This window comes from Diaphorobacter sp. MNS-0 (genome assembly GCF_019602835.1).
GTDB classification, from domain to species: Bacteria; Pseudomonadota; Gammaproteobacteria; order Burkholderiales; family Burkholderiaceae_C; genus Diaphorobacter; species Diaphorobacter nitroreducens.
The window spans coordinates 1,454,448-1,474,339 of the sequence record NZ_CP080761.1 but is presented as its reverse complement, the minus strand read 5'-3'; the positions used below and the strand labels follow the sequence as shown (position 1 = coordinate 1,474,339).

22 protein-coding genes and 1 pseudogene are annotated in these 19,892 nt (G+C 64.3%); 18 read left to right on the top strand and 5 right to left on the bottom strand.

Translation table 11 applies throughout. From position 1 onward, the window contains the following. The first annotated feature begins 242 nt into the window (after positions 1 to 242). The 5 genes from K2L43_RS07140 to K2L43_RS07120 all read left to right on the top strand — a co-directional run bounded on the left by K2L43_RS07140 (position 243) and on the right by K2L43_RS07120 (position 4,892). Positions 243 to 593: a DUF2958 domain-containing protein gene (locus tag K2L43_RS07140; protein ID WP_019372677.1), complete on the top strand. Its 351-nt coding sequence runs from the start codon at positions 243 to 245 to the stop codon at positions 591 to 593. A gap of 65 nt (positions 594 to 658) precedes the next feature. Next, positions 659 to 937, top strand: a complete 279-nt coding sequence (locus K2L43_RS07135; protein ID WP_019372676.1) for a hypothetical protein — start codon at positions 659 to 661, stop codon at positions 935 to 937. 710 nt (positions 938 to 1,647) lie between these two features. Beyond that, positions 1,648 to 2,472, top strand: coding sequence for a DUF932 domain-containing protein (locus K2L43_RS07130; RefSeq protein ID WP_040435350.1), 825 nt, complete (start codon positions 1,648 to 1,650; stop codon positions 2,470 to 2,472). A gap of 79 nt (positions 2,473 to 2,551) precedes the next feature. Then, positions 2,552 to 4,624, top strand: coding sequence for a ParB/RepB/Spo0J family partition protein (locus K2L43_RS07125; protein WP_217960704.1), 2,073 nt, complete (start codon positions 2,552 to 2,554; stop codon positions 4,622 to 4,624). A gap of 61 nt (positions 4,625 to 4,685) precedes the next feature. After that, entirely contained in the window at positions 4,686 to 4,892 is a 207-nt protein-coding gene (locus K2L43_RS07120; RefSeq protein WP_019372672.1) for a hypothetical protein, read from the top strand. A 132-nt stretch (positions 4,893 to 5,024) separates the two neighbouring features. Here K2L43_RS07120 and K2L43_RS07115 read toward each other — a convergent pair whose 3' ends face one another. Next, the gene (locus K2L43_RS07115; protein WP_180551041.1) at positions 5,025 to 5,186 is read right to left on the bottom strand and encodes a hypothetical protein; all 162 of its coding nucleotides are present in this window, start codon (positions 5,184 to 5,186) and stop codon (positions 5,025 to 5,027) included. A gap of 803 nt (positions 5,187 to 5,989) precedes the next feature. Between K2L43_RS07115 and K2L43_RS07110 the strand changes: the two genes are divergently transcribed. Beyond that, the gene (locus tag K2L43_RS07110) at positions 5,990 to 6,304 is read left to right on the top strand and encodes a DUF736 domain-containing protein (RefSeq protein WP_019372671.1); all 315 of its coding nucleotides are present in this window, start codon (positions 5,990 to 5,992) and stop codon (positions 6,302 to 6,304) included. Positions 6,305 to 6,340: 36 nt separating this feature from the next. Here the strand turns inward: K2L43_RS07110 and K2L43_RS07105 are convergent, their stop codons facing one another. Next, the gene (locus K2L43_RS07105; protein WP_075806994.1) at positions 6,341 to 7,216 is read right to left on the bottom strand and encodes a DNA adenine methylase; all 876 of its coding nucleotides are present in this window, start codon (positions 7,214 to 7,216) and stop codon (positions 6,341 to 6,343) included. Positions 7,217 to 7,218: 2 nt separating this feature from the next. Beyond that, on the bottom strand, positions 7,219 to 8,907 hold the full coding sequence (locus K2L43_RS07100) for an AAA family ATPase (RefSeq protein WP_082394029.1): 1,689 nt from the start codon (positions 8,905 to 8,907) through the stop codon (positions 7,219 to 7,221). A 254-nt stretch (positions 8,908 to 9,161) separates the two neighbouring features. Here K2L43_RS07100 and K2L43_RS07095 point away from each other — a divergent pair, with 254 nt between their 5' ends. From K2L43_RS07095 to K2L43_RS07085, 3 genes are all read left to right on the top strand, one after another. Next, positions 9,162 to 9,569, top strand: a complete 408-nt coding sequence (locus K2L43_RS07095) for a transposase (RefSeq protein WP_041835871.1) — start codon at positions 9,162 to 9,164, stop codon at positions 9,567 to 9,569. Between the two features lie 20 nt (positions 9,570 to 9,589). Next, entirely contained in the window at positions 9,590 to 9,901 is a 312-nt protein-coding gene (gene tnpB, locus K2L43_RS07090) for an IS66 family insertion sequence element accessory protein TnpB (protein WP_011804029.1), read from the top strand. An 80-nt stretch (positions 9,902 to 9,981) separates the two neighbouring features. Further along, positions 9,982 to 11,496, top strand: a complete 1,515-nt coding sequence (locus tag K2L43_RS07085) for an IS66 family transposase (RefSeq protein ID WP_011804030.1) — start codon at positions 9,982 to 9,984, stop codon at positions 11,494 to 11,496. Between the two features lie 35 nt (positions 11,497 to 11,531). On the opposite strand, the pseudogene K2L43_RS07080 reads toward K2L43_RS07085, so the two are convergent. Further along, positions 11,532 to 11,714: pseudogene (locus tag K2L43_RS07080) on the bottom strand (helix-turn-helix domain-containing protein); the annotation flags it as partial. Positions 11,715 to 11,944: 230 nt separating this feature from the next. Here K2L43_RS07080 and K2L43_RS07075 point away from each other — a divergent pair. From K2L43_RS07075 to K2L43_RS07035, 9 genes are all read left to right on the top strand, one after another. Then, positions 11,945 to 12,295, top strand: coding sequence for a DUF2958 domain-containing protein (locus tag K2L43_RS07075; RefSeq protein WP_040435232.1), 351 nt, complete (start codon positions 11,945 to 11,947; stop codon positions 12,293 to 12,295). A gap of 308 nt (positions 12,296 to 12,603) precedes the next feature. Then, a complete protein-coding gene (locus K2L43_RS07070; RefSeq protein ID WP_220638746.1) occupies positions 12,604 to 13,365 on the top strand; it encodes a DUF2285 domain-containing protein in 762 nt (253 codons plus the stop codon). Between the two features lie 83 nt (positions 13,366 to 13,448). After that, a complete protein-coding gene (locus tag K2L43_RS07065) occupies positions 13,449 to 13,730 on the top strand; it encodes an AlpA family transcriptional regulator (RefSeq protein WP_003107109.1) in 282 nt (93 codons plus the stop codon). Positions 13,731 to 13,756: 26 nt separating this feature from the next. Further along, positions 13,757 to 14,617, top strand: a complete 861-nt coding sequence (locus K2L43_RS07060) for a replication initiator protein A (RefSeq protein WP_220638745.1) — start codon at positions 13,757 to 13,759, stop codon at positions 14,615 to 14,617. Between the two features lie 253 nt (positions 14,618 to 14,870). Further along, entirely contained in the window at positions 14,871 to 15,509 is a 639-nt protein-coding gene (gene parA, locus K2L43_RS07055) for a ParA family partition ATPase (RefSeq protein ID WP_033953248.1), read from the top strand. Then, positions 15,506 to 15,790, top strand: coding sequence for a hypothetical protein (locus tag K2L43_RS07050; protein ID WP_023114175.1), 285 nt, complete (start codon positions 15,506 to 15,508; stop codon positions 15,788 to 15,790). Before parA ends, K2L43_RS07050 begins: the two co-directional genes overlap by 4 nt. After that, positions 15,787 to 16,311 (top strand): DUF2840 domain-containing protein, encoded by a 525-nt coding sequence (locus K2L43_RS07045; protein ID WP_220638744.1) that lies wholly within the window; start codon positions 15,787 to 15,789, stop codon positions 16,309 to 16,311. Before K2L43_RS07050 ends, K2L43_RS07045 begins: the two co-directional genes overlap by 4 nt. After that, positions 16,308 to 16,907 carry a S26 family signal peptidase gene (locus K2L43_RS07040; protein WP_220638743.1) on the top strand — a complete coding sequence of 200 codons (600 nt, stop codon included), beginning with the start codon at positions 16,308 to 16,310 and terminating at the stop codon, positions 16,905 to 16,907. Before K2L43_RS07045 ends, K2L43_RS07040 begins: the two co-directional genes overlap by 4 nt. Positions 16,908 to 17,366: 459 nt before the next feature. Continuing rightward, positions 17,367 to 19,349, top strand: a complete 1,983-nt coding sequence (locus tag K2L43_RS07035) for a relaxase/mobilization nuclease and DUF3363 domain-containing protein (RefSeq protein WP_220638742.1) — start codon at positions 17,367 to 17,369, stop codon at positions 19,347 to 19,349. On the opposite strand, the gene cadR is transcribed toward K2L43_RS07035, so the two are convergent. Continuing rightward, positions 19,350 to 19,805, bottom strand: a complete 456-nt coding sequence (gene cadR, locus K2L43_RS07030) for a Cd(II)/Pb(II)-responsive transcriptional regulator (protein ID WP_013517151.1) — start codon at positions 19,803 to 19,805, stop codon at positions 19,350 to 19,352. Between the last annotated feature and the right edge of the window lie 87 nt (positions 19,806 to 19,892).

The window sequence follows — 19,892 nt, the reverse complement described above, 5'->3', positions numbered from 1 at the left end:
GCGCGACTCCGGCCCTCGCGGGCCTGCGCGTGCTGCGCACTTGCCGAAAACCGGGGTGCGTGGAGGTGCGAGAGAGGCGGTCTTGCTGTTCCCTTCATCGTGCCACGGCGTTCTCGCCGTCAAGGGCTGCGCGCCGATGGCGCTTGCGTCCTGGCGGCCGTCGTTGACCCCTGACTGCTTGCGCTGCGCCGTGCCCCGGAAGGGTCGGGCAATACCGCCCGGCATCCTTTCAGGAGTTCACCGTGAACAACGCACTCATCACTGACGAGCAGCGCATCGTGCTGCTGGCCAACGGCCGCGAATCCTTGGAGAACCCGGACTTCGATCCGGCACCCGTGGTCAAGCTGTTTACGCCGGACGCCGGCGCGACCTGGCTGCTGACCGAGATTGATCCCGATGACCACGACCACGCCTTTGGTCTTTGTGACCTGGGCCTGGGTGCGCCAGAAATCGCCTGGGTCAGCCTGGGCGAGCTGGCGACGGTGCGCGGCGGGCTGGGCCTGCCGATCGAGCGCGACCTGTCTTTCCGCGCCGAGAAGCGGTTGAGCGCCTACGCGCGCGATGCGCGGCTGGCCGGGCGGATCGCTGTCTGAGCCGGCCCTCGGAGCGCCGCAAGGCGCTCCTTGCGCTTTTCCAACCTTCGCAGGAGATCAATGCCATGAGCAGCCATCACGACTACATCATCGAAATCACTGCGCAGCACGATGCGCTCAAGCCGTTCGCGCCGGAGAACGGCCAGCCCCTGCGCTTCAAGATCGGCGACGCGGTGATCTACACCAACGAGTTTGGCGCGCAGTTCCGGCGCCGCGTCACCGGGTTCTACCAGCCCACCGGGCTGTCGGGTCTGTACGCGCGTGGTGCGCGCTACCTGCTGGACTCGTCATCGCCGTGGATGCCGGTATCGGAATCCAGCCTGCGCCCTGACGACTCGGCGTGATGCCTACGCGCCCCTTGTGGGGCGCTGCGCGCTTCGCTTGCCTCCAGGGAAAGCCCTGCGGGCTATCCCCGCCGCGCGGTGCTTGGCGCCCCTCAAAGACCGCCGAACCGGCTGCGCCGGATCGGCCAGACCACAGCAGTCGTTGTCGAACCTGTTTCCCCATGACTGACGCATGAGCTTGTGCATCGAGCATTGAATGCTGTGCGTCCCCGGCCAAGAAACATGGCCGGTCGCGCTGTCGTGCGCGCTGCGCATCGAGCCGCCTGCGGCGTCTCGCCCCTGTCGGGCTTCCATCGTCCCCTCGCTCCGCTCGGCTGACGCCTCCGGCCCGGATTCCTAGATCCGGGCCTGCGCGCTTCGCTTGCCGTGCGGTCGGCGTGTTGAGGGGCCGTTGCCTTGTCCAGCCGTCTTCCCTGACTCCATCACCTTCATCGCGACTGTAGCCCGCGGCCGTGTGCCGTCAAGGCGCGCCAGGCCGTGTCCTCGGCTGCGCCTGCGGGCCGCACCTACCTGGCGCTTGCCTCCTTGACGGCCCCCGTCCACGGGCTCCCTTCCGTCGCGGGCGATGAACTCAGGAAAGACGGTGGCAACAGGGCCAACCGGGTTCCTCGTGCCGACCGCACCGAACAGCCGGAAGGCTGGGCTTCCGAATCTAGGAATCCGGTGTGCGGTGAACAGCAAACCCTTTTTTCTTTGTCAGGAGAAATGCCATGCAACTCGCATCCCGCTTCGCTTCCCGTTCCCCGGTGCTGCGTTCGGAACGTCCCTTGTCCGACGACCAAATCCGGGCCGTGGCCCCGTCCATCTTCGCGGACGCGCCGCACGAAAGCCGCTCCGAGCGGTACAGCTACATCCCCACCGCGACCGTGCTGCAAGAACTGCGCGGGGAAGGCTTCGAGCCTTTCATGGTGACGCAAACCCGCGTGCGCAACGACGACCGCCGCGACTACACCAAGCACATGATCCGGCTGCGCCACTCCAGCCAGATCAACGGCCGCGAGGCCAACGAAATCATCCTGCTGAACTCCCATGACGGCACCAGCAGCTATCAGATGCTGGCCGGGATGTTCCGCTTCGTTTGCAGCAATGGCCTTGTCTGCGGCGACACCGTGGCCGACGTGCGCGTGCCGCACAAGGGCGACGTGGCGGCGCATGTGATCGAAGGCGCTTACGAAGTCCTGCACGGCTTCGACCGGGCGCATGAATCCCGCGATGCCATGCGCGCCATCACGCTGGACGCCGGGGAATCGGAAGTGTTCGCCCGCGCTGCGCTGGCGTTGAAGTACGACGAGGACAAGCCCGCGCCCATCACGGAATCGCAAATCCTGATGCCGCGCCGCCACGACGACGACCGCCGCGACCTGTGGAGCGTGTTCAACCGCACGCAGGAGAACTTGACCAAAGGCGGCCTGTCCGCCCGCGCCGCGAATGGCCGCCGCCAGACCACCCGGCCCGTGCAGGGCATCGACCAAAGCGTGCGCCTCAATCGCGCCCTGTGGCTGCTGGCCGATGGCCTGCGCCAGTTGAAAGCCTGAATCCCCACGCGGCAGGGGCAGGCAGCAGCCCTTGCCGCTTCTCTCGCTGCTGCATCCCTAACCGCAAGGAGTTATCACCATGAACGCCGTACTCAAAACCGAAGCCGTCGCCATCGAAGCCGCCGCCCCGCTGGAAATGGCCGACCCGTCCAAGAACCTGATTCTGGTTCCGCTCTCGCAGTTGCTGCCGCGCCGCTCCAAGCGCAACGCCCGCAAGATGCCGCGCCTGTCCATCCCCGAACTGGCCGCGAGCATTGCCCGCATCGGCCTGCTGCAAAACCTGATTGTCATCCTCGCCGCCGATGGCGAGCAATACGAAGTCGTCGCAGGCGACCGCCGCCTGACCGCCTTGAAGCTGCTGGCGAAGAAGAAGCGCATCCCCGCCGACTACGAAGTGCCGTGCCTGCTGGTGGCCGATGCTTCCGCCCGTACCGTCAGCCTCGCGGAGAACGTGCAGCGCGAGAACATGCACCCCGCCGACCAGTTCGCGGCCTTCGCCGCGCTGGTCAAGGAAGGCCGGCCCGTCGAAGACATTGCCGCCGACTTCGGCGTGTCCCCGCTGGTGGTGCAGCGCCGCTTGAAGCTGGCGAACGTCTCGCCGCGCCTGATGGCCGACTACCGGGCCGGTGGCGTGACGCTGGAACAGTTGATGGCCTTGACCATCACCGATGACCACGCCGCGCAGGAAGCCGCGTTCTATGGTGCGCCGGAATGGCAGCGCAGCCCGTCCAAGCTGCGCGAGCGCCTGACCGAGCGTGAAATCGACGCCACGCACGCGCTGGTGCGCTTCGTCGGGCTGGACACCTACCGGCAGGCAGGCGGCGGCGTCCGCCGCGACCTGTTCGCCGAAGGCGATGCCGGAACCTACCTCACCGATACTGCAGTGCTGGAAACGCTGGTGCGCGACAAGCTGGCAACGCTGACCGAGGACGTGCGCGCCGAGGGCTGGGCATGGGTGGAGGCCGTGCCGCATCTGGCCTATGAGGAACGGCAGGCGTTCCAAAACGCCCCGCGCCACCGCCGCGAGCCGACCACCCGCGAGGCCCGCCGCATCGCCTCGCTGGAAACCCGCCTCGAAAAGATCGACGCCGAACTGGAAGAGGCCTACCAAGGTGAAAGCAGCGAGGACGAGGCCAAGGCCGAGAAGCTGGAACAGCGGCGCGATCAGGTGGTCGGGGAACTGCAAGACGCGGAGGACGCCTTGCAAGGCTACGCCCCCGAGGTGCGCGAGGTGGCCGGTGCCATCGTCACCATCGACCGCAACGGCGAGGCCGTCATTCATCGCGGCCTGCTGCGCGAAGCCGAGGCCAAGGCGCTGCGCACGCTGGAAAAGCTGCGGCGCGGTTTCGGCAGTGCCGAAGGCGAAGCCGCCAACGACGAGCACGAGGACGCCGACGACGCGCCCAAGGCCGCGAGCCTGTCCGACCGGCTGGCGCAGCGGTTGAGCGCCCACCGCACGGCGGCGCTGCAAATCGAAGTCGCGCGGCATCCGCACGTCGCGCTGGCCGCGCTGGTGCATGGCATGGTGCAGAGCGTCTTGCAACCCGACGCCTACGGCGACGGCCTGCCGCTGGGCGTGCGCCTCACGGCGCAAGACCGGCTAGAAGGCAGGGCCCCGGACTGGCCGGAATCGCCCGCCGCCGTGGCGCTGCGCGAACTGCAAGAGTTGGCGGGCGAAGCCTTGCCGCAGGACAGCGCCGAACTGTTCGCCGCGCTGCTGGCGAAGTCGCAAGACGAACTGGTGCGGCTGCTGGCCGTGTGCGTGGCTTCCACGGTGGACGTGGTAACGCCCCGCGCCACGCCATACCAGCCCGGCGAGGAACTGGCGCAGGCCGTGGGCCTCGACATGGCCGCATGGTGGAAGCCGACCGCAGAAGGCTACTTCAAGCACGTTTCCAAGGCCGTGATTCTGGATGCCGTGGGCGCATTTGCACCGGAATCCGTCACCCGACTGGCGAAACGCAAGAAGGCCGACATTGCCAGCGAAGCCGAGCGGCTGGCCGATGGTACGGGCTGGATGCCCGCCATCTTCAAGGCCGAAGGCCCGCAGCAGGCAGTACGGGAAAGCGCGCAGGAGGCAGGCCCGGAGCAGGACGCACCGGAGGATGCCGAAGCAAGGGCGGATGAACCCGCCGAGGCGCTGGCCGCTTGACCCGCGCCGAAGGCAAGCGCCCCGGCCTCGACCGGGGCGCTTCGCTGGAAGGAGAGGCCCCATGACCCACATCACCAACAGCCGCCCGCGCATGGCGGCGATCTACGCCCCCGGCAAGGCACGCGCCCGCCGCTGGCACGGCGCAGGCGACGTGCGCGGCTACCGCCCGCCCTCGGGCTGGTCGGCTTGCGCCGACCTCACCGACATTCATCCCATCACGGGCCACGCCTTGCCGCGTGCCGTGTGGTGGCTCATCGAGACGAAGTAATAATCGCGTTCAGCACCGCGTCCAGGCCGTTCCGACCTGGACGCGGTGGACGCAAAATCCGGGCGCGGCAGTGGCCGCGCCCGGTGTTCCAAGCGCACAGCCGAATCGGAACGCCGTCGCCATCACCACAGTTCAGGCGGCGGCGTTGACGTGACCGGGCTTCCCGCCCGGCAATACCAGGCCCGCATGGACCTGCAAGCCGAAGCGCCCGCGGTGCGCAGGAATCACCAGCAGTTTTCGGCTTGCCGCGTGCATACCCCGCAGCGTAGGCCGCGCCCATTTCATCAGAGGCATGTCCGCGTTTCCTGTTTGGAAATCTGGAACTGCCTGGGCGTGTCGGCGCACTGCGCCGCCGGGCTTTCGGGCTGCGCCCCGTGCCGACTTCGCTGTCACGGCCATTCGGCTTCAATCCCTCACGCCTTCGCGCCTGCGGCGCTGCGCTTGCCTCCAAGGGAAAGCCCTGCGGGCTATCCCCGCCGCGCGCAGCTTGGCGCCTCTCGATGCGGCCAAACCGGCTGCGCCGGATCGGCCCGGCCAGCGCCCCGCCGCGATGAACGGAGCGCTGGCGACCACGCTGGCGCTTGCTGCGGCAGGTTGTGCAGGTGCGTGCCGTCCTCAACGCTGGCGGTTCCTGCCCATCACGTCACGATGGACGGTTCACGGACAACCCGCCCGGCATCGCTATGGAACTTCCACGCCACGCCTCAAGACCGGCACCGCAAGATGTGGCGGAGGCGTTCTCGCCTGTCGTTGCGGGGCTGACCTGGCCCGCGTCAGCGGGCGAGCCGGAGAAGCCTTCGGGCGGGGATGCCGAGTTGGCCCCATCTCCTTTCGGAGCGGTTCGGCCCAAGGCGTCCTTGTCTCGTTATGAATCCTGGCGGGGGCGCGGCTGCGCCTCGGGCTTCATGGCTGCAACCGTCCGGCGAAAACAATTTCCCCGCCGCTGCGCGGCTTCCTCGCGCAGCAAATTCTTTTCGCCTCCCGGCTCTCCACTGCGTTTCGACCGCAAGCGGTGCAGCCAGCCCGTCCCCCGCCGGCCGGATCACAACAAGGACGCGATGGGCGCGAACCTTGTTCAACCGAAAGGAGAAATCATCATGGCCAACATCGGCACCTTCACCGCAGACAAAGACGGCTTCACCGGCACGCTTCGCACCCTGACGCTCAACGTCAAGGTCAAGCTGGTTCCCAACGACAAGGGGGACAGCGAGAAAGCCCCGGACTTCCGCGTTCAGGCCGCCAGCCACGATATCGGCGCGGCGTGGAAGAAGACCAGCGAGGCCGGGCGGGACTACCTGTCCGTGACCCTCGATGACCCTTCGTTCCCGGCTCCGGTCTATGCCCGCCTGATTGAAGGCGAGGACGGCACGCACGACCTGATCTGGTCGCGCAGCAAGCCCCAAGCGGCGTGACCGCCGCAGCGCCCCGCCCATTGCGGCGGGGCGTTTTTAGCTCACGGCCCTAGTTTGAGGAATGGCTTCATCAGGCACTGTCAAGTTCTGACTGAAGAACATTACCTCATTACCAACATATCGTCTTTGTGCGGTGTAGTTCAGACCATAGCTCAACGATTGGCTCATGCGATACATGGCACAAATTTCTTCCGCGTTGTCATAAGAAACAACCCAAGGCCATTTGAACTTCTTCTGTTGAATGACTTTGGCAATGGCCGCGTGGTCATCATGCTCGTAGTAATTTCGATACAACCCCTTTCCCTTAACGTAGTATGGGGGGTCGAGGTATATCAGAGATTGTTTTGGCAGAAAATCCGAGCAGCGATTCAGAAGGCGCAATGAATCTTCACGATACACCGATATGTCACTCTGTCGCCGGGCGATTTCACGAATGCGTGAAGCAACAACGTCCTTCTTAAATCTAGCATCCAGCTTGTAGTTCCCGTTCTGACTCTTTCCGCCAATGACGCCTGCCTTGAGAATTCCAGATCGATTCGTCCGATTCATGAATAAAGTCGCAAATCCTTTCTCGACTAGGCTGGCAACGCAATCTTCGCGCAAAATGGTTCGCCATCTAAACCATTCTTCAATGGTAATAGGGGTGGATTCGAGTAAATCAAGAAGCTCAGTTGAATGCTTTGTTACAGCAACCCAAAAAGCGTATACGGCAGGATCAGCATCGTTGATATGGATATGACTTGCGTGCCCATGAAAGAGTAGATCAAGTGCAACGCCTGCCCCGCCAGCGTATGGCTCCAAGTAATGCCCTCCCGTGACACCATTCGTTTCCATTATTTTTGCAATGAATGGAGCAAATGGCGCCTTCCCGCCAGGGTAGCGCAGAGGGCTATACAGTCTGTTTGAGAACATCGTTATACCTTTCTTGGCTTAACTTCCAAGGCGGCCAACTTGGTGACGTCCACAGCATACCCTATGCTCATCACACCGTGAACAGCCGTCTTGAAATTTTCCAAGAATTCGTTAATAAGCACTGGATTGTTATCTGCCCAATGCTTCCAAGGATTGTAGGGCTTGGCTCCAGAGGTGAGCAATTTCTGAAATTCGACACTCTTATAAAAACGCTTAAAAACCTCTCTCGGCTTCTTGGTTCCAGTGTATGCAGCCACCCGCTCCTTCACCTCAACAGAATCCCCGTTGATTGAAAACTCGTTCAAAACCTCGCGAGCTGCATTGGTGAAAACATCTCTTGTGAACTGCAAGTCATTTTTCCAAAATGGATGTGCGGCAGGGAGATTGTACAAGTGCTCGAATACAAGTTGGTCAGGCGGGAGATGCCCGGGCAAGAGAGTCACTGTCTTATAGCTCTTCCCTGTAACTTGAGAGCCTTGATCTGCATCCAGACAGACGATGCTTCTTTCCGAGAACTCAGGGATTTTCTTCTGGATCAACTGAAGATAGTTGGAGCATCCGAGTGACACTTCCGACATCGGGTTTGTGAACTTCTTTATTGGCTGCCTGTACAGCAAAGTTGCAAAAAAGTCTTCAGCCTCTTTATCTTCGAAATAGATATTGATGCGAGGCAGTGAAACTCCAGACGATGTATCGATGGTCTTTGTGTTGATGTCTGCACTAATCTGCGCCCATGACCAGTCTTGCATCACCTGGACATTGCCATAGGTGTTGCTCAAATAAATGGTCTTGTACTTTCTTCTGAACTGGCGACTTTGCTCATATGCATACTCAATCAGAACTGGCGAATGCGAAGTCATGACAACTTGAAGATCCAAGTTCTTGCACTCGCGATCAAGCATCTTCAGTAGATTTACTTGTGCAGTCGGAAATAGCCCAGCATCAGCCTCGTCGATTAAAAGCAAACCGCCTTTATAGTCAGCATAATCTTCCTTCAGCTTTCTGAAAGACATCAAGGCCAATATGATCTGGCCTGCATTGTCCTCACCCGCCGAAACAGAGTCTTGGTCGTAGTTCTCCCCGTGCGCCACCGCAGAACTGATTGTTCCATCAGTCCCTGTTGCAAGCGATGCGTTGCGATTGAGAAGTTCGTTCGTTAGCGCAATGAAATCTTTCTTGTGTTGCTCTAGATAATCAAAGTCGCCTAGCTTGTAGTCTCTGGCCGCGATAGGGTAAAGACGCTTCAAGCTAAGAAAAATCACCGGATGAGTAAAATTCCTGCTCGTGTTGCTGCTTCCGGCCGCTGTACTATTATTCCTAACCACAGGCCTGGGTGACTTCCCTCTTTTCATCAGCTCAAGTTTGGCGGTCGCAGCCTGATTTGTATATCCATCAAGCAAATCAATGTTCACGGACATGGAGCCGGGGACATCAAACTTTTCGGATATCCTGAAATGGTCACTGTATTGAGACTTGAACATCCCTCCTGCAATCTGCCGGAATGCAAGGGACTCATCCTTGACGTAATCTTTTTCAAAGCTAAAAATTTGCGCAGCTATGCCCAGTATCGAGGACTTTGATGTGCCATTTTTCCCGCAAACAACAGTGATGTAATCGCCGAACTCAACCGCCACATCGTTCAATGCGCGGAATTTCTCGATTGTTAGCTTTTTTAGTTGAGTCTTAGGCATGGTGTGCGGAGTTTGTTTTTAAGTCCCTTGAAGAAACCTATCTTTGGCCGGAATCATCCACAGCCAATTCTTTGAGTTCCTGTCGAACTAACATTAAAAGGTGATCGGCTTTCTGTTCGCTGTCGCCGGAGTACGCCAAGGTCAGCAACGTGAGCGGGTGGATCTTCATCACTTCGGTATCCGTCCGGTGACCCCATATTGAACGCGCCGTGAGAAGCGGGCATCGTGCCCACGATTGGAGGATCGTGGAGACGATGGAACAGGTTTCAAGCGAAGGCCGGCCGCGCCGGCGTGAATACAGCAAAGCGTTCAAGGCACAGTTGGTGGCTGCGTGCGCGCAGCCCGGTGCCAGTGTCGGTGGTGTGGCCTTGTCGCACGGGCTGCACGCGAACATGGTGCACCGATGGATTCGGGAGGCGGGCCCTGTGCGCGCTCAACCGGGCGTTTGTTCGGATGCTGAGCCCGGCTTCATCTCGCTGCCGCTGACGGCAATGGCGGACAGCACCCATGAGGAGCAGGCGCTGGCTGCATTACCGCCATCCGCGCCTTTACCGCTGCCGTCTGCGCCAGTCCATGTGCGCCTGCAACGCGGCGAACTGGTGGTCAGCCTGCAGTGCCCACTGGGCCAGTGCGGGGCGCTCTTGCGCGAGGTGTTGCGGTGATCCGGGTCGATGCGGTCTGGATGTCCACGCAACCGCTGGACATGCGCGCCGGCCCCGAGACGGCCCTGGCCAGAGTGGTGCAAGTCTTTGGCGCGGCCCGCCCGCACCACGCTTATCTCTTTGCCAACGCACGGGCCAACCGCCTGAAGGTACTGGTGCACGATGGCTTTGGCGTCTGGCTGGCCGCAAGGCGCCTGAACCAGGGCAAGTTTGCCTGGGGCGATGAGCGCCTGGGTCCTCGGCTCACACTCAGCGTCGAACAACTGCAAGCCCTGGTCACGGGCTTGCCCTGGCAGCGCCTGGGAGAAGACGCTGTGATCACGGTGCTGTGATGTTGGTCGCCCCTGGGGCGGCGTTCAATTCGTGGATATGCCAGTAGGCGGCTGCCCACCCATCAGGGATGATGACGGCCATGAACGAACCGGTGGATCTGCAGAGCATGGACGAGGCGCAAATGCGCCAGATGCTGCAGCACCTCATGAGCGAGCTCAAACACAAGCAGACGCTGCTGGACAAGCTCAGCTACGAGATGGCCATCCTCAAGCGGCTGAAGTTCGCCGCCAAGACCGAGGCATTGAACGCCGATCAGCGCAGTCTGCTGGAAGACGCGCTCGAAGAAGACCTGCAGGCGGTGGATGAGGAGATCGAGCAGCTGCGCTCGGCTGAAGAGCGCAGCCCACGCCAGCAACCCAAGCGCCTGCCATTGCCGGCACAACTGCTGCGCCAGGAATTCACACACGAGCCCGAGGTGACTGAGTGCTGCGGCCAGGCCATGCGCCGCATGGGCGAGGACGTGGCCGAGAAGCTCGACTACACGCCCGGCGTGTTCATGGTGCACCGCCATGTGCGCGGCAAATGGGTGTGCGCGTGCTGCCAGACGCTCAAGCAGCAGCCGGTCGAGGCGCACATCATCGACAAGGGCCTGGCCACCACCGGCTTGCTGGCCCAGGTGCTGGTGGCCAAGTACGCGGACCACCTGCCCCTGTACCGCCAGGAGAGCATCTATGCCCGTGCTGGGGTGCCGCTGGCACGCTCGACCCTGGCGCAGTGGGTGGGCAGCTGCGGCGTGCAACTGCAGCCGCTGGTCGATGCGCTGCGTCAGGAGGTGCTCGCACACAGCATCGTGCACGCCGATGAGACCCCGGTGCAGATGCTCAAGCGCGGCAGCGAGCGCGATGGCAAGACGCACCGCGCCTACCTGTGGGCCTACACCCCGGGGCGGCACGAAGACCTCAAGGCCGTGGTCTACGACTTCTGCGAAAGCCGCGCGGGCAAGCACGCCGGTGAATTTCTCAACGGCTGGCGCGGCACGCTGCTGGTCGATGACTTTGCGGGCTACAAGCAGCTCATGGGCGAGCACATCACCGAAGCGGCTTGCTGGGCGCACGCCCGGCGCAAGTTCTTTGAGCTGCACGCAGCCAACAAGAGCCAGATCGCCGAGCAGGCGCTGGTGCAGATCGGGCAGCTCTACGAGGTGGAGAGGCAGGCGAGCAATGTCGATGGCACCGAGCGGCTGCGAATGCGCCAGCAGCACAGCCGCCCGATCGTGGACAAATTGCACGCCTGGCTGAGCGAGCACCGCAGTAAGGTACCCGAGGGTTCAGCCACGGCACGGGCCATCGACTACAGCCTGCGGCGCTGGCAGCCGCTCACGCGCTTGCTGGACAACGGCCAACTGCCGATCGACAACAACTGGATCGAGAACCAGATGCGACCGGTCGCGCTCGGTCGTAAGAACTGGTTATTCGCCGGGTCGCTGCGGGCGGGACAGCGTGCGGCTGCCGTGATGAGCCTGATCCAGTCGGCCAAGCTCAATGGCCACGACCCACACGCTTACCTCAAGGATGTGATGACCCGACTGCCCACACACAAGGACAGCCGCATCGGGGAACTGTTGCCGCATCGGTGGCAGAGCGCCACGATCTGAGTCTCAGTCATGACCGCCGGCGACGGTCAATATGGGGTGGCCGGACGGATACTCACTTCGCACAGTTCGGCCAGCTTGTGCAAGGTCGGGCTTTTCAGGTCGCGCTCCAGGGTACTCATGTAGGTGCGGCTAGACACGTCAGAGAACGCTTCCTGGCTCAAGCCGCGCGCCTTCCTGACCGTCTTCAATGCCTTCGCCAGCGAGTAAGTTGTTGCCACCTTGGGTTCCCCACAAATACCAAGATGACACCCCATTGCATCCTATAGAGCTACAATCTATAGTGTTCATTCAATGCCTGTGCTTTTACGGAAATCCGTATCGGCGGGTTCCTGTAGAGCCACGGAACCGCATCCGTGCTTGCGCACGAAGGCGCAAATCCGGTTTCGCGGTTCTGCGCTTCGACGTGGAACCGCGTTCGTGCACCATTGGATTTGTGGGATTGCCGACCATGCCGCAGCCGCTCACCACCGCCCCGGAACGCGCGCAACTGCTCGCCAACGGCGAGGCCCGCGCCGCTGGCCGGGCCATCGACCCGGTGCCCGTGGTGCGGCTGTTCACGCCGGACGCGCATGTGACCTGGCTGCTGGCCGCACTCGATCCCGCCGATGGCGACACCGCCTGGGGACTCATCGACCTGGGAATCGGGATGCCGGCGCAGGGAACCGTCAAGCTGTCCGAGCTGGCCGGCATCGTCGGGCCGCGCCAGCAGCCCGTGATGCGCGACCTCTATTTCCGCCCCACGCGCACGCTGTCGGAATACACCCGGCTGGCCGAGCGCGACGGAGCGATCCCGGACTGAATACGGCTTACTGTGACTTTTTCAGTCTGGTGTCATACCGGGTAAGTCTCAATCGGGATTCTTGCGGCGTAGCCCCACCAGTCTGACCCAAATAGACAGGATGCTTGGCGCGGGTCGCGGCAGGCTGGCTTGTGCAGTGTCCCCGGTCGGGGCGCTGCCGCCGCAGCATTGAGACGAATACCGCAACACATCGGAGCCAATCGGTCTTGACAGCCCCATCCGCCTTTGTAACCCATGACGTTCCGACGAGGGCGATGTAGCGCGTAGTTCTTCCGTGGCGGCGAGTCCTGTTCGCAGGAGGAGACGTCATGGTCAATCCTCATCACCTCGCGCATTGGTATCCGACTGCCGCATACCTGTATGTCTTTTGGCTGGATGCGCTCGCGCTCGCTTGGGAGTACCTGCGCAGGCATCCCGACTACCGGCTCGACTGGCTGCGCCGTCATGGCCGGCCTGAAGCAGCGCATCGCTGGGGCTTGCGCCTGCTGGAAGATCCGATGCTGGATGCGCGTGACGCGCATCCGGCCTGGCTGCCTGGTCATGCCGCCGTGGTGCAGCTCTACCCCGACGCTGATCCGCCGCAGGATGCCACCGCCTTCGCGTTCTGGCGCATCCCCGGCCACAAGCAACTGTTCCACGACGGCAAGAAGCTGGCGCTGATCGCGCGCAGCCCAGGCCATTGCCTGCGCTTTGCGCTGGCGCCCGGCCTGGAAGACGGCATGGCCGTGGCCTATGCCCAACGGAGCGGCACTGCCGCGCCTGTGCGCGGTCATGCACGCGGCGCGACCTTCGCTGCCACCACGCCCAGGCCAACACCTTCCGCGCTGCTGGAACTGCACACCTTGCAGGCGCTCGACGCGACCCTCGCGGGCGCGTCCTTGCGCGATTTGGGCGAAGGACTGTTCGGTGCCGACGCTGTGGCCGATTGGTACAGCGACGGCGGCCTGCGCTCGAAGGTGCGCCGCCTGGTGCGGCGCGGCGATGCGCTGATGCGCGGCGGCTATCGCCACCTAGCACAGCTTCCGCCGCTTGAGAAGGGTCGTTTTGATGTGGACGCAAAACGACCCTGAGTAGAAGGGCCGCGTTTTCTGAGACTGCCTCCATCCGGTCGCGCTGTGTGGCCGGGCGCTTTCAACCGATGGAGGTTCACACCATGCGTCCCGCTCCCTTGCGGCCTGCCGCCACTGTCTCGACCGCTGCCGCGCAGCCCCAACGCTATCTCACCAACGACGAAGCGGCCGAATACCTGCGCCTGTCGCCGCGCACGCTGGAAAAGCAGCGCGTGATCGGTGGTGGTCCGCGCTTTCGCAAGTTCGGCCGGCGCGTCATGTACGCCGTGGCCGACCTCGATGCCTGGGCCGCCGACCGCAGCTTCGAGACGACTTCCGATCCCGAATACGCCGAGCACCACTCGGCCGACAGCCGTGCGCGCTGATCGGCGGTGCGCGGCAGGCCATCGCCATGTCCAGCACCGCGCTGCCATCCCGGCAGCGGCCGTTGCAAGAGCGCGAACAGCTCGACCTGTTCCGCGCCTTGCCGGGCGAAGGCATGGCACCGCGCGACAGCCAGGACTTGATGGCCTTTCCCTTTTTCTCGCTGGCGAAGTCGCGGCGCACGGCGCCGATCGACTTCCGCGCCGGCAACGTCACGATCCGCGTGGAAGGCACGCAGGAGCATGGTATCGCCACCATTTGGGATGCCGACATCTTGATTTGGGCCGCCAGTCAGATCGTGGAAGCACGCGACGCGGGCCTGCGCCCGTCGCGGCTGATGCAGGCCACGCCCTACGAGATCCTGCGCTTCATCGGTCGCGGTACGTCGCTGCGCGACTACCAGCGCCTCAAGGCGGCCCTGGATCGGCTGCAATCGACCACGGTGGCCACGTCGATCCGCGAAACCACGGGAAGGCGGCTGCACCGCTTCTCGTGGATCAACGAATGGAAGGAGCTGGCCGATGCCAGCCGCACGCCGCTGGGCATCGAGCTGATCCTGCCGGACTGGTTCTATGGCGGCGTGCTGGATGCGGCACTGGTGCTGACCATCGACCCGGCGTATTTCCGGCTCACCGGCGGCATCGAGCGGTGGCTGTACCGCCTGGTGCGCAAGCACGGCGGCAAGCAGGCATACGGCTGGCAGTTCGACTTTCGCTATCTGCACCAGAAGTCCGGCAGCACCGCGAAGCCCTACGACTTCGCCTGCGATCTGCGCGCGCTCGTCGCGCGGCAGTCGCTGCCCGGTTACGTCCTGGGCATCGAGCGGATGCCCGACAACGGCATGGAACTGCTGACGTTCCGGCCCGTGCCGCAGACGGCACGGGGATAACTCCGGGAAAGCCTGTGAATGGTGTCGTGCTATCAGGCGTGCGGGGTATCGTGCTATCAGGCGTGGGACTATCGTGCTATCAGGCGTGCCGATCGGCCGCAAACCCGCGCCAGCACTGGGTTTGCGCGTCCTCTAACTTCCCTAACTTAGTTTCTCTAACTTTTAGTAGGGAAACGCCGCTGCGGTGGACAACCACCCCGCGGCCACAAACGCAGCAGCAAAAGCCCGGCTTTCCAGCATGGAGGGCCAGGCCATGATCGTCGCACTGCTCAACCAGAAAGGCGGCGTCGGCAAGACCACGCTCGCCACGCACATCGCCGGCGAGTTGGCGATGCGCGGCCAGCACGTCGTCCTGCTGGACGCTGACCCGCAGGGCTCATCGCTGGACTGGACGCAGCGCAGAAGCCAGCAAGGCTTGCCACGGCTGTTCAGCGCCGTGGGCCTCGCACGCGAAACGCTGCACCAAGAGGCGCCGGAACTCGCCAGGCGGGCCGATCACGTCGTCATCGACGGCCCGCCGCGCATCGCCGCCTTGGCGCGCTCCGCGCTGCTGGCGGCCGAGCGCGTGCTGATCCCGGTGCAGCCCAGCCCCTACGACTTGTGGGCCAGCGCTGAGATGGTGGCGCTGATCCGCGAGGCGCAGGTATTTCGGCCTGCGCTGCGCGCGGCCTTCATCATCAATCGGCGCGTCAGTACCACCGTGATCGGGCGCGAAGCACGCCAGGCACTCGCCGACCAGCCGCTTCCTGCGCTGCGCGCGGAAGTGCATCAGCGCATCGTGTTCGCCGATAGCGTGGCCGCTGGCCGGCTTGCACGCGAGACGGCACCCGACAGCGCCGCCGCACGCGAAATCACTGCGCTGGTGGACGAATTGCTGCGGTGGCCGACATGACCGCGAAGCCGCCATCGAACAGCAAGCGCACGGCAAAGCGCGTCGGCATCGGCGCGCGTCCGCCCGCGAATCCGCACGCCGAGGCGTGGATTCGCCAGGGCGACGCCGATGCGCTGGGCAAGGGCGACCTCTACACCGCCCGTCTGACTCTCGACATCACGCCCGCGATGCGGGCACGCATCAAGGTGTCGGCCTTCACGCAAGGCGTGACCGTGGCCGACCTGCTGCGTGGCCTGTTGGAGCGGGAGTTTCCAGAGCACCGCAGGGAGAACGCACCATGACTGCATCCGCTTCGCCTGCCGCTGGCGCGGCTACGGCTGCACTTGCCGGCCAGCCTGCCAGCGCGCCGCTGACGCGCGTGGCGCTGGCCTACATCGAACCACGCTTCAAGCTCTACCTGCGCTTCGGCGAACCTGCGCGCACGCACCAGCTCGACCGCTGGCGCCGTTGCGCGGTGTTCCTGCCGGGCGCCATGTTGTGCCGTATCCGCTGGCAGGCCAACGACTACGGCACTGTGCGTTGGCAGCTCATGGTGATGCAGGCTTGCACGCCGCTGGATGCAGCGCAGCGCATCCCCGGCGTGCAGCCGGGCGCGCGCCTGCTGCTCCACGCCGAAGGGGAGAACCAGGTGCGCGCGGTGCTGGAGTGCATCGACGCCATCGAGGCGCTGGGCATCGCGCCTAACGGCGCCTCGCCCGCGTACTGGCGCACGCTCGCCAACCGGCTCGCTGCACGCCTGCCGCTGCCCGAATACACCGCCGAGCGGCACGCTGCCTGGCTAACCGGGAGGACGCTGCCATGACGCTTCCATCCGCCGTTGCCAGCGCAACCGGCATCCCGCCGCATCCTCGCTCGCGCCTGCGCGCTCGCCTCGTGTTGGCGGGCCTGTCCGCCTGCGGCCTCGCTGCGCTCGCCTGGGCGTCCTTCGTGCATCCGCTGCCGCGCCTGATCTACAACCCGTCCGACAGCGTGGCGGTCGGCTGGTATCGCGTCGATCCGCAAGGCCACGGCACCGACTCGCCGCCACGTCCCTTGTCCGTGGGCAGCATCGTCCTGACCACGCTGCCGCCAGACGCCGCCGCGCTGGCCGCGCAGCGCGGCTACCTGCCGGCGCGCGTGCCGCTGCTCAAGCGCGTGGGCGCCGTCGCGCCGCAGGAGGTGTGCAGCACTGGCCGCGTCGTCCGCATCGACGGCGTGCCTTCGGCCGCCGTGCTGCCTGCCGACCGCTGGGGCCGGCCGCTGCCATCCTGGCAGCAATGCCGCCGCCTCGAATCCGGCGAACTGTTCCTCTTGAGTGTGACCAACCCGGCGTCGTTCGACAGCCGGTATTTCGGGCCGGTCAGCGCATCCGCCGTGATCGGCATTGCGCATCCGGTCTGGCTGGAGTCACGCCCATGATGGCCGCCGACTCGCTGCACGTTGCCGTGCATCTTGTCGTGCCATCGGGCGTATCGTCCTGCTGGTCGTCGCCGTGTCGTCGCGCGTGCAGTGCGGGTGCCAATCCTGCGCATTGGGCACCGCACTTCGCGCTGCCTTCGGCGCAGCCGTCCAACGTGCAGGCGTCTTGCCTCGAACGCGCCCGGCCTATGGCCGTCGCCGCGTTCGCCGGCGCGCTGGCTGCTCGCGCAGCAGCACCGCCGGGCCGCCGCTGCCCGGAGCGCCAGCGAGGGGCAAAGGCGGAAGGCAAGACAAAAGGACGCGGCACCGGGCCGCGTCGAAAGCCAGTCTGCACATGGGGTGGCGCGGCACGGAGCGGCTTCGCCACCGTGCCGCTTGGGGCGCGAGGCCCGCGCCAATGCAGGGCTGTCCGCGTGCTTCACACGACCGGACACGCCAGAGCTTGCAGGGAGCGCAGCCATGACCGACCGCCGCGACGATGATTTCCGCATCCGCCCCAGCGCACCGAAGAACCGGGGCCAGAGCTTCGTTTCCAAGGTGCTCAAGCAGGCAGGCAAGGCCAGTAGCGGCAAGTCGTCGGTGCGCCATTCCGCAGCCGGCGGCAGTGGCGCACGCGCAGGCCAGAGGCCCGGCTCGCGCCTGGGGCGCGGCTATACGGCGGCGCGTTTCGCCGGGGCGAAGCTGACGCCCATGTCTCGGCGCGTGACCATCAAGACCCTGCTGGTCAATCAGCGCAATGCCAGCCCGCAATCGCTCGCCAAGCACCTGCGCTACATCGAGCGCGATGGCGCCGGCCGCGATGGCGAACCTGGGCGGGCCTACGGGCCGCAGACCGACGAAGCCGACCTCGATGCCTTCAAGGAACGGGCGGCCGACGACCGGCACCATTTCCGCTTCATCGTGTCGCCAGAGGACGGCGCCGAGCTGGACGACCTGCGCACCTACACCCGGCATCTGGTGAACCGGATGGAAGCCGACCTGGGCACGCGGCTGGATTGGGTGGCGGTCGATCACTGGAATACCGACAACCCGCACACCCACCTGATCGTGCGCGGACGCGACGACACCGGCAAAGACCTCATCATCGCCGGCGACTACATCGCCCACGGTTTCCGCCATCGCGCCGTCGAGCTGGCGACGGAATGGCTGGGGCCGCGCACCGAACTGGAGATCCAGCAGACCTTGCAGCGGGAAGTGAAGCAGGAGCGGTGGACGAGCCTCGACCGCACGTTGCAGCGCGAAGCCGGCGAGGACGGCCGGGTGCAGATCGAACGCTTCAACGAACCCCGGCTGCAACGCCAGCGCCTGCTGCTGATCGGCCGGCTGCAACGCTTGCAGCGCCTGGGCCTGGCCGACGAGACGCAGCCCGGCACCTGGGCCGTCCATGCGGACGCGGAGAAGACCTTGCGCGCTCTGGGTGAGCGTGGCGACATCATCCGCACCATGCAACGGGCCATGAGCGGCCAGCCGCGCGAGCTGGCGGTGTTCGAGCCGGGCGACGACGGCCGTACCGTCATCGGCCGAGTGGCTGCAAAGGGGCTGGCCGACGAGCTGCACGACCGCGGCTATCTGGTCATCGACGGCGTGGACGGCAAGGCCCACTACGTTGCGTTGAACGCCCGCGACGAGCTGGCGAACTATCCGACCGGCGCGGTGGTGGAGGTGCGCGGTTCCGCCGAGGTGCGGGCGGCCGACAAGAACATCGCCGCGCTCGCGAGCGATGGCCTGTACCGCACCGATCATCACCTGGCGATCGAGCAAGGCCGGGCCACGGCTGGCCGCGACCCGCAAGAGGTCGTCGCGGCCCATGTTCGCCGGCTGGAAGCCCTGCGCCGGGCCGGCATCGTGGAGCGCGTGGCCGATGGTCTATGGACGGTGCCGGACGACCTGGCCGAGCGTGGCCGCCAATACGACGCGCAGCGCCTGGGCGGCGTGGCGGTGGAGCTGAAATCGCACCTGTCGATCGAGCGGCAGGCCCGCGTGATCGGGGCCACCTGGCTCGACCAGCAGTTGATCGGCGGCGGCTCGGGGCTGGGTGACCTGGGTTTTGGCAGCGAGACCAAACAGGCGATGCAGCAGCGCGCCGACTTCCTGGCCGAACAGGGACTGGCCGAGCGGCGCGGGCAGCGCGTGATCCTGGCGCGCAACCTGCTGGGCACGCTGCGCAATCGAGAACTGGCGCAGGTCGCCAAGGACATCGCTGCGGAAACTGGCTTGGAACACCGCCCGACGGCGGACGGGCAGCGCGTGGCTGGCATCTACCGCCGGAGCGTGATGCTCGCCAGCGGACGGTACGCGATGCTGGACGACGGCATGGGGTTCAGCTTGGTGCCGTGGAAGCCAGTGATCGAGCAGCGACTGGGGCAGCAGCTTGCGGCGACGGTGCGTGGCGGAGCGGCCTCATGGGAAATCGGGCGTCGGCTTGGAGTTTCTTTGAGCTAGTCACTTGAGGCTATGCGCCCCATGAACATGACCCCTGCGCGTTGCTGGCTCGTGCACCTGGCGCGATGCTGAGGACAGTTCGGTCAAGATGCCGCACTGACTGGCCTGCTGGGATTCCCGGCAGCTTTCCCGCAAGGTCTTGAGTTGTCGTTCCAGCGCTTTCAATTCCTTGATGCGAGTAGCCACATGGTCTATGTGCTCGTCGAGCAGGTCATTCACCTGGGCGCAGTTCTCGTGCGGAGCATCCTTGAAGCGCAATAGAACCCGGATTTCATCCAGTGTCATGTCCAAACCCCGGCAGTGCCGGATGAAGGACAGTCGGTCAACGTGTTCTTCTGCGTACATGCGGTAGTTGCCATCTGTACGGGCCGTTTCTGGTAGCAAGCCTTCACGCTCGTAGTACCGGATCGTCTCTACCTGGGTATGTGCGGCCTTAGCCAGTTCGCCGATTTTCATAGCTTCATCTTGAGCGGTCGCGGGTTTTTCTCCAAGGCTCATTGTAGGCGCTTGACTCTGTAGTGGGTACAGGGTTTCCAATTTGCC